12 protein-coding genes are annotated in these 12,520 nt (G+C 57.0%); 6 read left to right on the forward strand and 6 right to left on the reverse strand.

Features of this window, described 5'->3' with window-relative positions:
• Position 1: 1 nt before the first annotated feature.
• Positions 2-1,033 (reverse strand): aminoglycoside phosphotransferase family protein, encoded by a 1,032-nt coding sequence (locus NQT62_RS10690; RefSeq protein ID WP_256764689.1) that lies wholly within the window; start codon positions 1,031-1,033, stop codon positions 2-4.
• 170 nt (positions 1,034-1,203) lie between these two features.
• Between NQT62_RS10690 and NQT62_RS10695 the strand changes: the two genes are divergently transcribed.
• Genes NQT62_RS10695 through rsmA form a run of 4 tightly spaced genes read left to right on the forward strand, consistent with a single transcriptional unit; the run spans position 1,204 to position 6,670 of the window.
• Positions 1,204-3,429, forward strand: a complete 2,226-nt coding sequence (locus NQT62_RS10695; protein ID WP_256764690.1) for an LPS-assembly protein LptD — start codon at positions 1,204-1,206, stop codon at positions 3,427-3,429.
• A 3-nt stretch (positions 3,430-3,432) separates the two neighbouring features.
• The gene (locus NQT62_RS10700; RefSeq protein WP_256764691.1) at positions 3,433-4,887 is read left to right on the forward strand and encodes a peptidylprolyl isomerase; all 1,455 of its coding nucleotides are present in this window, start codon (positions 3,433-3,435) and stop codon (positions 4,885-4,887) included.
• Positions 4,884-5,900, forward strand: a complete 1,017-nt coding sequence (gene pdxA / locus NQT62_RS10705; RefSeq protein ID WP_256764692.1) for a 4-hydroxythreonine-4-phosphate dehydrogenase PdxA — start codon at positions 4,884-4,886, stop codon at positions 5,898-5,900. The genes NQT62_RS10700 and pdxA overlap by 4 nt, the downstream gene beginning before the upstream one ends.
• A complete protein-coding gene (gene rsmA, locus NQT62_RS10710) occupies positions 5,897-6,670 on the forward strand; it encodes a 16S rRNA (adenine(1518)-N(6)/adenine(1519)-N(6))-dimethyltransferase RsmA (RefSeq protein WP_256764693.1) in 774 nt (257 codons plus the stop codon). The genes pdxA and rsmA overlap by 4 nt, the downstream gene beginning before the upstream one ends.
• Here rsmA and murI read toward each other — a convergent pair.
• Together murI and NQT62_RS10720 are read right to left on the reverse strand one after the other, a co-directional pair.
• Positions 6,667-7,506: a glutamate racemase gene (murI, locus tag NQT62_RS10715; RefSeq protein ID WP_256764694.1), complete on the reverse strand. Its 840-nt coding sequence runs from the start codon at positions 7,504-7,506 to the stop codon at positions 6,667-6,669. The genes rsmA and murI overlap by 4 nt on opposite strands.
• 3 nt (positions 7,507-7,509) lie before the next feature.
• Complete coding sequence (locus NQT62_RS10720) at positions 7,510-7,863, reverse strand: RidA family protein (RefSeq protein WP_256764695.1); 354 nt, start codon at positions 7,861-7,863, stop codon at positions 7,510-7,512.
• A 12-nt stretch (positions 7,864-7,875) separates the two neighbouring features.
• Here NQT62_RS10720 and NQT62_RS10725 point away from each other — a divergent pair, with 12 nt between their 5' ends.
• Complete coding sequence (locus NQT62_RS10725; protein WP_256764696.1) at positions 7,876-8,394, forward strand: SRPBCC family protein; 519 nt, start codon at positions 7,876-7,878, stop codon at positions 8,392-8,394.
• A gap of 14 nt (positions 8,395-8,408) precedes the next feature.
• On the opposite strand, the gene NQT62_RS10730 is transcribed toward NQT62_RS10725, so the two are convergent.
• The 3 genes from NQT62_RS10730 to NQT62_RS10740 are packed head-to-tail and all read right to left on the reverse strand — an operon-like array spanning position 8,409 to position 11,192.
• On the reverse strand, positions 8,409-8,747 hold the full coding sequence (locus NQT62_RS10730) for a protein tyrosine phosphatase family protein (protein ID WP_256764697.1): 339 nt from the start codon (positions 8,745-8,747) through the stop codon (positions 8,409-8,411).
• A gap of 30 nt (positions 8,748-8,777) precedes the next feature.
• Positions 8,778-9,776: a cytochrome d ubiquinol oxidase subunit II gene (locus NQT62_RS10735; RefSeq protein WP_256764698.1), complete on the reverse strand. Its 999-nt coding sequence runs from the start codon at positions 9,774-9,776 to the stop codon at positions 8,778-8,780.
• A gap of 21 nt (positions 9,777-9,797) precedes the next feature.
• Positions 9,798-11,192: a cytochrome ubiquinol oxidase subunit I gene (locus tag NQT62_RS10740; protein ID WP_256764699.1), complete on the reverse strand. Its 1,395-nt coding sequence runs from the start codon at positions 11,190-11,192 to the stop codon at positions 9,798-9,800.
• 91 nt (positions 11,193-11,283) lie between these two features.
• Here NQT62_RS10740 and NQT62_RS10745 point away from each other — a divergent pair, with 91 nt between their 5' ends.
• Positions 11,284-12,489 (forward strand): multidrug effflux MFS transporter, encoded by a 1,206-nt coding sequence (locus NQT62_RS10745; protein ID WP_256764700.1) that lies wholly within the window; start codon positions 11,284-11,286, stop codon positions 12,487-12,489.
• Positions 12,490-12,520 lie beyond the last annotated feature (31 nt).

Consider the following 12,520-nt stretch of genomic DNA (forward strand, 5'->3'; position numbering starts at 1 on the left):
GTCAGAAGGTGTATCCCACCTTGACGGCCTTGTTCTCCAGACGATCCAGCACCAGCAACAAGGGTTTGAATGCCATGTAGCGGGACGCAACGGACCGCACGTACGCCAACACCAAGGGCAAGTCATTCAGATACTGTGACTTGCCGTCCCGGTGGTACAGGCGGGCGAAAATTCCCAGTATTTTCAGGTGGCGCTGCAAACCCATGAAGTCAAACTGGCGATAAAACTCGCTGGCATCGCCGGGAATCGACAAGCCAGCCTTTTTGGCCTGTTCCCAATACCGAATGGCCCAATCCACTGTCATGTCCTCTGGCCATTCAACATATGCATCCCTCAAGATACTCACCAGGTCATAGCTCAACGGGCCTTGTACGGCATCCTGAAAGTCCAGCATGCCCAGCAGCGGCTTGCTCCCCTCCATGCCCGTGACCATGAGGTTGCGGCTGTGGTAGTCGCGGTGGACAAACACCTGGGCCTCGGACAAGGCACTGTCCACCAGCGTACTTTTAATGGTATCCAGCCAGTTTTTTTCCGGGTCGCTCAACTCGCTTTGAAAGTGTTTGCCCACATACCACGTGTCAAACAGATCCATTTCCGCGCGCAATTTGGCGGCAGAATACTCGGGCAAACCATTGACACGCACATTGGCCTGCATGGCAACCAGGTCATGGATCGCCGCACGGTACAACGGGTCCGTTGATGTGTCGGAAGCGCGAAGTGCAGACAGCAGGGTGGTGCCGCCAAAATCCTCCAACAGCAGAAAACCCTGGTCAATGTGCTCGGCAAAAACCTGGGGAGCCCGAACGCCGCCGTCTCGCAGCAGCTGCGCCACAGCCAGAAATGGCCGGACATCCTCCTTGTCGGGCGGCGCATCCATCACCACGCAGGTGCAGCCCGACCGACGATCCAACACCCTGAAATACCGGCGAAAACTCGCATCACTGGAGGCAGGCGCCAGGGTCTGGAGATCAAAGTCGTGAGCGGGCAGGCTTTCCAGCCATTTTTCCAACAATTCTTGACGCAAGGCGCTCATGAAACCAACCATTCCCTTAATCTTCGGTACAGTTGCCTATAATAGTGGGAACTGCCAGCCTGTTGACGCAAACGACGCCATTTGAGACCTGTCCCAGCTTGAACAAGATCAAAAAAACCAGAAACACCTGTTGGGATGTTCCAGCACCGGCATCGGGTCGGTCATGGCACTTGCGCACGCCCGTCTCCGCAATGGTGCTCTTGGCCCTGGCCAGCACAGCACAAGCGCAGAGCACGCCGCCCACCCGTCTGAAAATGGACTCCAGCCTGCTGGGTGTCAAAACCAAAATTCCAGACGATGAGGCCACCTACATTTCGGCCGACTCAATGACCAGCAACGGCGCCGAAGAAACCACACTGGAAGGCCGGGTTGAGGTGCGTCGCCAGGGCTTACGGCTGCAAAGTGACCGGATCATCTACTCGCCCATCACTGACCGGGCAACCGCCAAGGGCAACCTGGTGGTCGAGAAGGACAACATGCGCCTGAAAGCACCGGAGGGCGATGTGAAGGTTGGCACCGGCGAAAGCCGACTCAACAAGCCAACATTCGAACTGATGGACATCAAGGGCAAGGGGCGTGCTGAACGCCTGCAATACGACGGTATTTCAACCCTGACCTTGGAAAATCCGAACTACACGGTTTGCCAAGTGCCCGATCCATCCCAAGCCGACAAAGGCGATTGGTATGTCACTGCCGACAGCCTTGAACTGGACCAAACAGAAGAAGTGGGCCGCGCCAAAGGTGCCAAAGTGGTGTTTAAGGATGTTCCCATTCTGGCGTCACCGTACCTGTCATTTCCAACAACCAACCGGCGCAAAAGCGGCTTTTTGCCGCCCTCCATCGGCACGGTGTCCAACAGCGGCCTGGAGGTGACAACACCGTATTACTGGAACATCGCACCGGACAAGGATTTAACGCTGTACCCCACCCTGATTTCCGGCCGGGGTGCACAACTGGGAGCTGAGGGCCGTTACCTGACCCCACACCAGGACGGCAACCTGAAATTCGACTACCTGCCCAGCGATCAAAAAACAGGCCAGGACCGCTACGCGGTGTCGGTGCTACAGAATTACAACAAAGGCAACTACTACGCAGGACTGAATCTGAACGGGGTATCTGATGACCAGTACTTCGTGGATTTTTCCCGCACGCAGGCTGTCGCGTCTCAGCGGGTGTTGCTGCGTGAAGGTTATTTTGCCTACCGGGAAGACAACTGGTCCACATCGGTCAGGGCTGTTACGCATCAAACTCTGCAGTTGTTCAATGACGTGATTGTTGAACCCTACGACCGGCTGCCTGAAGTGGCAGTGGAGTTGAACCCCACCAAAGTTGGCGCAGCATTCGTGTCGGTGTCAGGTTTGTACACCGACTTCGCCAACCCCACCAGCACGCCCAACCGGGTCGAGGGTTCTCGAGGTGTCACCCGGGCCCGCGTGTTCATGCCAGTGAATCGGGCACAGTTTTCGTTCACGCCCGCGCTGTCGGTGCAGGCGAACAGCTACGATTTGCGTAACCAGGCCACTGGGTTTGGCCCCACCGCCAGCAGCGTGGTACCCACCGCCTCATTGGATGGCACCGTGTACTTCGATCGCAAAACGAGCCTGTTTGGACGGGCGGTCAACCAAACCCTCGAACCCCGTATTTTCTACCTGTATACACCGTTCAAAGACCAGTCTGACCAACCGCTGTTTGACACCACGGTAACCGACCAAAGCCTGAGCCGTATATTTTCGGAAAACCGCTACGCCGGTTATGACCGCGTGGCCGACGCCAATCAGTTGACATTTGCAGTGACCAGCCGGTTTAGCGACGCCATCACCAGTGAAGAATTATTCAGCATGACAGCCGGGCAACGCCTGAACCTGAAAACACCTCGCTTGGTATTGACCGGGCTTGAAGCCCCGGTCACCAGCGACTCGGATTTTTTCTTGAATGCACGGGGCCGCATCAGCAAAAATTATTATGTTGATGCAACCAGCCAATTCAGTGCGGAAAGTGGTCGGCATGAGCGTGGCAACATCAGCTTGGGCTACTCGCCAACCCCTGGCAAACAATTGAACTTTGGTTATCGGTACACCCGAAACCTGATTGACCAGTTTGATGTGTCGGGGCAGTGGCCCCTCTCCCAACGGTGGAGTGGTGTGGGCCGCGTCAATTATTCGATGCTCGACAAACGCCTGATCGAAGGTGTGGCAGGCCTTGAATACGGCGAGGGATGCTGGGCTGTGCGTGTGGTTGCGCAACGATTCGCGACTGCACCACAGCTGCAGACCACCTCACTTTTCCTCCAGCTGGAACTTTCCGGTCTGGGCCGAATCGGATCCAATCCGATCGAACTTCTTTCGCGGCGAGTACCTGGTTACACGCCATTCGCTTCGTCGCTGACCACGCAATAAACCATGAGCAACATGCATTCTCGATTTGGACCACACCTGACGGGCATTCTGCTTGGCGCAGCGCTCAGCCTTCCCATGCCCGCCATGGCACAAAGCCTGAAAATGCCACAGCCTGGCAAACCGGCCACCGTGGTGGGCTCACCGGCCAACACCCCGGCCCCGGCCAAAAGCAACAATTCGCCATCCGGCATCACTGGCAAGCTGAGCGCAACGCTGGGCGAAAGCACGCAAAGTGCCCCGGAAATCGACGGCATCGTCGCCATTGTGAATTCGGACATCATCACGCGCAGTGAGTTGAACCGGCAGGTGGCCCAAATCGAACGGCAAATGACACGCCGAGGTGTTCAACTGCCTGACCGCCTGTTGCTGCGCAAGCAAGTGCTGGACCGCATGATCAACGACCGCGCTCAACTGCAACTGGCCAATGACACCGGAATTCGGGTCGATGACGCGCAGGTGGACGCCACCATGGCGCGGATTGCTGAGCAAAACAACATGTCCATGGAATCATTCCTGGAGCGACTTCGCGATGATGGTGTGTCCCCCACCCGCTTTCGTGAAGAGGTCAAAAATGAAATGACTGTGGCTCGCCTGCGTGAGCGGGATGTGGAGGCCCGAATTCAGGTCAGCGATGCTGAAATTCAGGCTTTTCTGGCCAGCAAAACGCCGAATGGTCCTGGCAACAAACCCGAGGTGAACTGGCTGCAGTTTCTGGTAAAAGCCCCACAGGATGCGACAGGCAACACATTGAACCAAGCGCAAACCAAAGCGGGTGCGATTGAAAAAATGCTCAAAGGTGGTTCCAGCACAGCCGATGTCCTGAAAGCTTACCCGGAACTGGCCATTGCCGGCACCGGTGCCATGGGCTGGCAAGGTTACGATGCCGTACCCAGCCTGTTTGCAGACTTCCTGTCCAGGTCTGAACCCAATGCGGTATCCACCATTCGTAGCCCCAACGGCTTTCATGTGCTGAAAGTGGTGGAGCGCCGGGACGGTGCAACCTCTTTGGATGCAACCCCGGTGACGCAAACCCATGCACGGCACATTTTGATCAAAACTGGGCCTGACATCAGTGAAACAGAGGCCAAGCGCCGCTTGAACTTCGCGCTGGAGCAGCTCAGAAACGGCCAGGCCACCTTTGAAGACTTGGCCAAACGCTACAGTCAGGATGGCTCGGCCTCCAAAGGTGGCGATTTGGGATGGCTCTACCCTGGCGACACCGTGCCTGAATTTGAACGTGAAATGAACCAGTTGCCCGTGGGCGGCACCAGCACCGTGTTCCAAAGCCGGTTTGGTTTCCACATTGTGCAGGTGACTGAACGGCGTCAACAGGCAGCATCGGAAGAACGCCAGCGTCAAGCCGCCCGCCAGGCGATTCGGGCCAACAAGGCCGAGGAAGCCTACAATGAGTGGCTGCGTCAACTGCGCGACCGCACCTATGTCGATATTCGCTTGTGAGCACCACAACGGCCCCTTTGCTGATCACCAGCGGTGAGCCAGCCGGTATCGGGCCTGAGTTGTGTGGCCTGATTGCTGAACAAGCGCTTCACCAACAACTGAACAGGACACTGGTGCTCTTGGGCGATGCAGATTTGCTCAAGCAACGAAGCCAAGCCATCGGTCTATCCGCCAACTGGCAAATCATCTGCCAATTGGCGGACTTGGGAACCATGGACCATCCCGGCGTGTACGTCTGGCACCACGGCCTGAACGTGCCGTGTACCACGGGCCAACCCACTGCCAGCAATGCGCCCTATGTCCTGCGCTTGTTGGACAGCGCCTGCGACGCCTGTCTTGGTGATCAAGCTGCGGCGATGATCACTGCTCCCATCCAAAAATCCGCCATCAGCCCCCATTGGCCGGGCTTCATGGGCCACACGGAATACCTCGCTGCGCGTTGTGGCCAAAGCGATGTGGTCATGATGCTTGCCGGTGGTGGACTGAAAGTGGCACTGGCGACCACGCACCTTCCCTTGCAGGCAGTGCCTGCCGCCATCACCGCTGGCGGCTTGCGCACCACGCTGGAGATTGTGTTAAAGGCGCTGCAACGCCACTGGGGCTGTGCCAAACCCACCGTGCTGGTCACTGGCTTGAACCCCCACGCCGGAGAATCGGGCGATCTGGGCATGGAAGAAATTCAAGTCATTCGCCCGGTGATTGAAACCCTGGTGGCGCAGGGACATGATGTACGAGGGCCTTATCCGGCCGATACGCTGTTCCAGCCCAAATACCTCAACGAAGCCGATGCCGTACTGGCCATGTACCATGATCAAGGTTTGCCAGTGCTGAAATTCGCCAGCTTTGGCGAAGGTGTCAACATTTCACTGGGGTTGCCGATTGTGCGCACCTCGGTAGACCATGGCACCGCACTCGATCTGGCTGGTACCGCTCACATCAACAGCGGCAGTATGGTCGAGGCCATTAAGCTGGCTCACACCATGAGCCTCAATGCCACTCGTACCCCCACATGAAACACCAAGCTCGCAAACGATTCGGACAACACTTTTTAACCGACCAAACCGTACTGGCGGATTTCCTGGGTGATTTGCGCCCCAAACCGACCGATACGGTGGTTGAGATTGGTCCGGGGCTTGGTGCACTCACCGTGTGGCTGCTCAAAGTGCTACCCACGCTGCATGTGGTCGAGATTGACCGTGATTTGGCCCAACGGTTGCGCACAGGCCCCTGGAAAGACAGACTAACCATCCATGAAGTGGATGTGCTGAAATTCAATTTCCACGACATCCAGGCGCCGTTTCGTGTGGTGGGGAATTTGCCCTACAACATTTCATCGCCCATTCTGTTTGCCTTGCTGGAACATGCCGATCGCATCATTGACCAACAATTCATGTTGCAAAAGGAAGTGATCGATCGCATGGTAGCCATGCCCAAAGCGAGCGATTACGGCCGTCTTTCCGTGATGCTGCAAGCGTATTACGACATGGCGCATTTGTTTGATGTTCCACCCGAATGCTTTGACCCACCACCCCGGGTCATGTCGGCCATTGTGCGAATGGTTCCCAAGTCCAAAACTGAACGGAATGCCATTCCAAGTGACATTTTTTCGCGGATTGTGAGCGCGGCATTTTCACAGCGCCGCAAAATGCTGCGAAACACCTGGGCTGGTGTGGTTCCCGTTGAAGCGGCAGCGGCGGCGGGCATCACGCTGACCGCACGGGCTGAAGAAATATCCGCTGCCCAGTATGTGCAAGTGGCGCAATGGATGGCCACCCACCTTTAAATATGCTGCGGCTCGACCACAGCACTACACCAGTCGCTGCCCATCAAGGACACCAACTTTTGCTTGAACCCGTCCACGCTGCCAGTGGTGTAAAACCGGACGCGCTGCACCTCAGGCATGGCAGTTAAATCAGGCTCATGCAGTGAGCCTGACTCATCCAGGCGGTGACGGAGCTGCCGAGCCACAGGTCGACCTGTTTCAATCAGTGTCACCTGCTCACCCACCATCTGCTGAATGATCGGTGCCACAAATGGATAATGGGTGCAACCCAACACAATCACATCCACCCCATCCTGCTGAAATGCATTCATGACTGGGCGAAGGTGCTCGCGCACTGCAGCCTCGTTGATGGGGACTTGTTCGATTAATTCCACCAGACCCGGGCAGGGTTTGGCCACCACACGGGCCAGGGGGTCGAAACGCTCAACCAGCGCCTGAAAGCGTACGCTGGCCACGGTGTTGCTGGTGGCCAGAATACCCACAACACCGGTTTTGGTCATCAACGTGGCGGGCTTGACTGCGGGCTCAATGCCCACAATGGGCCATGCTGGCCAATGCTGCCTTGCCTGGTTGGCAGCCGCTGCGGTGGCCGTGTTGCAGGCCATCACCAGGGCCTTGTTGCCCTGCTGTTGCAAGGCTTGCGCCACCGTCAGGACGCGATGAGCAATCACGGCCTGCGGTTTGTCGCCGTAGGGCAAATAGGCCTCATCGGCCAAAAACACAAACCGTTCATGTGGCAATTCCAGCAGCAGTGCCTTCAGCACAGACAAGCCACCCACGCCTGAATCGAACACCGCCACTGGCGCAGCCTTGGACTGTGAAAGTACAGCATCCATGGTTCAAATCTCGAGTTGAGCCGCGGTCACCACCACCTCCACCTTCCAGCCCGGCCGCGCCAGCGCCACCACCTGGATACAGGCTCGAGCAGGCGCACACCCTTGGGGCACCCAGTTGTCCCACACCGAATTAAAACCATCGATGTCAGCCATGTCGGTGAGGTACACCTGCACCATCAATAAATGGCGACGGTCACTTCCCGCTTCATTCAGGCGCTCTTCGACCAAGGTCAGCAGGTTGCGGGTTTGTTCAACAATGTCGCCGTGTTCAATCGAGGGCACTTCAACCAAATGGATGGTGCCGTTGAATCGGGTGGAATCCGAGTAGCGTTTTGTAGTACCGTGTCTGTGTATCACAGGACCCTCTTCATGAAATTTGAACATCTGGTGCAAATCAACGACCCCAAGCTGCCTGTGGTGGACTGGTTGACCCGCGAACAGCTCTGGATGGGTTTGGTGGCCAGGGCATGGAAACCGACTCGCTTCATTCTGGGTCTCGAACAAGCCGAGGTCACTGAGATTTCACACAGCGGCACAGTGACCACGCTGCACCGTCGGCTTGATTATGGCGCATTCCAGGTGGAAGACACCATTGAACTGCACGATGAATTGCGCACCGAAACCCGGGTGGTGCCCAATCAGCATTGCGGCCCCAGCACCCTGACGATCACGATTGAAGAACCTGAGCAGGGCCTGCTGTGGTTGCGCTTTCAATACCATGTGCAGGACGCCGATGGTCTGAACGCTGAGGACAACGCTCATTCCGAATACGAAGAGGCTCGCAAGCAGGCCTACAGGGCTGCTGATATTGACACGGTCAAAATGATTCGTGAATTGGCCAGCACCTTGCCCGCTGATCGCGGCATGCCACTGCGCAAAGACCACTGAACAGCGCAGCGCGCTTAACCCAGCGCCTTGGCGCCCATGTAGATTTGGCCTGACCGGTTGCCACTGCGGCAAAACGCAAACACCGGTTTTTCAGCGGCATCCAGCACGGTTTTAAATTGCTCCAGCAATGCCGGGCTGGGTGGTTGGCCCATGGCCAATGGCAGGTAATGCACCGCCAAGCCCAAGGCCTTGGCCTTTGCTTCGATCTCTGCATGCAAGGGCTGACCTGGCTCTTCGAAATCGGGGCGATTGTTGATCACCGTTTTGAAACCCATGTCGCGCACGGTTTCCAGGTCTTCAGGGCGAATTTGCCCGCACACGGACAACTCTTCGCTCAGTTGACGAACGCTCATTGCTATTTCCTTTTGACCGATTGCTCGGGCTCACTGGTAGGAGAGTTCTTTGGCCTTGCCCCAGAACACTTTGTACGAAAACGCAGTGTACCCGAGGATGGCTGGCAACGTGAGCACCACGCCAACCAGAATGATCTTGAGCGAACCCGGTGCAGCAGCAGCATCCCACACCGTCAGTTGATTCAACACCACGTAGGGAAACTGGCTGTATGCCAAGCCCAAAAACGACAGTGTCATCACCCCCGCGGTGAGGCCAAACACCATCCAGCCATACCCGGCCTGAATGACACGCGGCCTGGACAGCACATGGTGAATGCCCCACAGACACAGCACAGTGGCCAGCGGAATCGGCGCCAAGGCAAACATGGTGGGGAACGTAAACCACTTCTGGAAAATTTGCGGCACCACCAACGGTGTGATGGCGGAGATAAACGCAATGGCGGCCAGCATGGGCCAAAAGCTGATGCGCCCCCACCGGCAAGCCTTGTCCATGAGGGCACCCTCGGTTTTCATGATGAGCCAACCACTGGCCAGCAATGCGTAAGCAAACGGCAAGGTGAATGCCACACCCAGGTTGAACACAATCTGCGACCAGTGGTGCGAAAAGCCGGTGATGTAGGAACCCAGCATCCAGCCCTGACAGACCGAGGTCAACAAAGAACCCGATGTAAAAATTCGGTTCCACAGGGGCTTGTACGCCGTGTCCACCTTGACCCGAAAGTCAAACGCCACACCGCGCAAGACCAGGCCCACCAGCATCAAGGTGGCTGGCAGGTACAACGCGGTGAGAACCACCCCGTGGGCTTTGGGAAAGGCCACCAGCAACACCCCCACACCCAGCACCAGCCAGGTCTCATTGGCGTCCCAAAACGGGCCGATTGAATTGATCATGGTGTCTTTCTCGGCATCGCTGGCGAACGGCAGCAACATGCCCACGCCCAGGTCATAACCGTCCAGCACCACATAAATCAACATGGCCAAGCCCATCACAGCCATGAACAACAGGGGCAACAATTCATCGAATGTCATGCGGATCTCCAGGCGCTGAGATTACGGTTGAATGCGACGAATGCGGTCTGCCGGCGCCGAACCAGGCACGCCACCACCGCCCCACACCACCGGTTTTGCTGAGCCTGTTCCACCCAGCAGCATGTAGCGAAGCACCCAGACATAGGCAGCGATCAAGCCCAGGTACAAAGCCAAATAAAGGGCCACCGTGAAGGCCAACAATTGCGGCGGGTGTTGGGCCACCACGTCGGCTGTGCTCAGCACGCCATACACCACATAAGGCTGCCGACCGATTTCAGTCACCCACCAGCCGGCCACGGTGGCCAGCCAGCCCGAGAACATCATCAGCAACAGGCCCTTGAGCATCAGACGGTGAAGGGGCTTGTCCAGCACGGGCCCATTCTTGCGAAACAACCACACCGCCAACCACGACACCAACAACATCAAGCTGCCCATGCCGACCATGACTCGGAAGGAATAAAACACCACAGCCACGGGTGGGTGCTCCCCGACAAATTCGTTTAAACCTTTGATTTCGCCATTTGGGTCGTGCGTCAAAATCAGACTGGCCAGTTTGGGAATTTCAATCGCAAACCGGTTTTCCTGTTTCTCTTTGTCGGGAATGGCAAACAACACCAAGGGCGCACCCCGCTCGGTGTGCCACACCGCTTCAATGGCAGCAATCTTGGCAGGTTGGTGGTGAAGGGTATTCAAGCCATGCAGGTCACCCACCACAATCTGAATCGGGATCACCACCGCGGCACCCGTCACAGCCAGCTTCAGCATGCTGCGGGTAAAGGGCTTTTCCTTTCGCCTCAGAATTTGGAGGGCGCTGCCACCCGCGATCAGGAAAAACACCGTCAACGCACTGGCCATCAACATGTGGGCCAAACGGTACGGGAAAGATGGGTTGAATACAATGGCCAACCAATCGGTGGGGTGCAACTCGCCGTTGATGACCTCGAAGCCTTGAGGGGTTTGCATCCAGCTGTTCAGCACCAAAATCCAGAAGGCCGACAGCGTGGTGCCAAATGCCACCAAAAAAGTAGCCAAGAGATGCACCTTGGGCGACACCCGCTGTTTGCCAAACAGCATCACCCCCAAAAATGTGGCTTCCAAAAAGAAAGCGGTGAGCACCTCATAACCCAACAAAGGCCCCGCAATATTGCCGGCCTTTTCCATGAAGCCCGGCCAATTGGTCCCAAACTGAAAGCTCATCGTGATGCCAGACACCACACCCAAGGCGAAGGTAAGCGCGAAAATTTTGGTCCAGAAATAGTGGGCTTGCTCCCACTCGGTTTTACCGGTCCGCACATGCTGAAACCGCAAGTAAAACATGACCCAGCCCAAACCGATGCTGATGGTGGGAAACAAGATGTGAAAGGTGATGTTGGCCGCAAACTGCATCCGGGCCAAATCCAGGGATGACAACTCCATACCGCCTCCTTCGATGAGCGTACACTCATGCCACGACAGGGCTGCTTGGCAGACCCTGGCAAGAAGACCCGGTCCAACCCTGTGCAGCCCCATGATCCAACGACGCGTGTTTTTTCTTCTGGCGGCCCTGGCGGCATTTGCCCCCTTGGCCATCGACCTGTACTTGCCCAGCCTGGCGCACATTGCAGACAGCCTGCGAACCACGCCAGCGCGTGCTCAGCAAACGGTCAGTGTGTTCCTGGCCGGTTTTGCGGTCGGCATGTTGTTGTATGGGCCATTGTCAGACCGATTGGGTCGCCGGCGGATCATCCTCATCGGGACAGTGGTGTTTGTGTTCGCCAGCGTGGCCTGCGCCCTGGCCACTAGCATAGAACAACTTTTGATGTTTCGCATCATTCAGGCTTTTGGTGGCGGCGCAGCAGCGGTGGTGTCGCGCGCCATCATTCGGGACCTGTTCGACGAACGCGAAGCGGCGCGGGTGATGGCCATGGTGGGCATGGTGACCTCATTTGCGCCCATGATTGCGCCCATGGCTGGGGCCTTCATTCTGCAACTTGGGAGTTGGCGATATGAATTCGTGGCGCTGGCCTTGTTTGGGTTGACCTGCATCATCGGCAGCCACCGCTTGTTGCCCGAAACGCTTCAACAGGGCCATGCACAAGCATCCATGGGTGCCGCATTTCGCGGGTATGGCACGGTGTTGGCCCAACCCGCAGCACGGCGGCTGATTGTGGCTGGTGGCGCGCACTTTGCAGCCATGTTTGCCTACATCACTGGCACACCTTATGTGTACATCCAATGGTTTGGTTTGTCTGAAACGTTGTATGCCACGCTGTTTGGTTCAAACATCATCAGTTTGGTGGCGTTTGGCTACCTGTCCAGCCGATGGGTGGGTCGACTGGGGCCAGCCAAATTGGCACTGTGGGGTTCACGCTGGGCCTTGGCGGGCGGATTGCTGGTTGCCTTGGCCGCCCTGCCGGGTCAAACCGATCAGTGGAACCTGGCCGGCATGGCACTGGGCTTTTTGATGGCTGTGGGGTCGATTGGTTGGGTATCGCCCAACACCATGGCGCAACTGCTGGCGGCCCACCCCAAAAATGCGGGAGCAGCCTCAGCCCTGTATGGCTGCGCACAATTTGGTTTGGGAGGGCTGGCCAGTGTGGGGGTATCCTGGTTGCACGATGGCACAGCGAGACCCATGGCTGCATTTGTGATGGTGTTTCTGCTGCTGGCCGCGTGGGCTTCGTGGTCGCAAAATCGACCCGCTGCACACCCACCGGAGTGCTTACCTGATTAACCTTTAATTGTAGGCACATTTCCAGAAGAGT

The sequence above is a fragment of the Limnobacter humi genome, from assembly GCF_024518835.1.
Taxonomy (GTDB): Bacteria; Pseudomonadota; Gammaproteobacteria; order Burkholderiales; family Burkholderiaceae_B; genus Limnobacter; species Limnobacter humi.

Bases quoted from the DNA above. Each gene is read 5' to 3' on its own strand.
- NQT62_RS10690 (WP_256764689.1), bottom strand. From the start codon at position 1,033: ATGAGCGCCTTGCGTCAAGAATTGTTGGAAAAATGGCTGGAAAGCCTG.
- NQT62_RS10700 (WP_256764691.1), top strand. From the start codon at position 3,433: ATGAGCAACATGCATTCTCGATTTGGACCACACCTGACGGGCATTCTG.
- rsmA (WP_256764693.1), top strand. From the start codon at position 5,897: ATGAAACACCAAGCTCGCAAACGATTCGGACAACACTTTTTAACCGAC.
- murI (WP_256764694.1), bottom strand. From the start codon at position 7,506: ATGGATGCTGTACTTTCACAGTCCAAGGCTGCGCCAGTGGCGGTGTTC.
- NQT62_RS10725 (WP_256764696.1), top strand. From the start codon at position 7,876: ATGAAATTTGAACATCTGGTGCAAATCAACGACCCCAAGCTGCCTGTG.
- NQT62_RS10730 (WP_256764697.1), bottom strand. From the start codon at position 8,747: ATGAGCGTTCGTCAACTGAGCGAAGAGTTGTCCGTGTGCGGGCAAATT.
- NQT62_RS10735 (WP_256764698.1), bottom strand. From the start codon at position 9,776: ATGACATTCGATGAATTGTTGCCCCTGTTGTTCATGGCTGTGATGGGC.
- NQT62_RS10740 (WP_256764699.1), bottom strand. From the start codon at position 11,192: ATGGAGTTGTCATCCCTGGATTTGGCCCGGATGCAGTTTGCGGCCAAC.
- NQT62_RS10745 (WP_256764700.1), top strand. From the start codon at position 11,284: ATGATCCAACGACGCGTGTTTTTTCTTCTGGCGGCCCTGGCGGCATTT.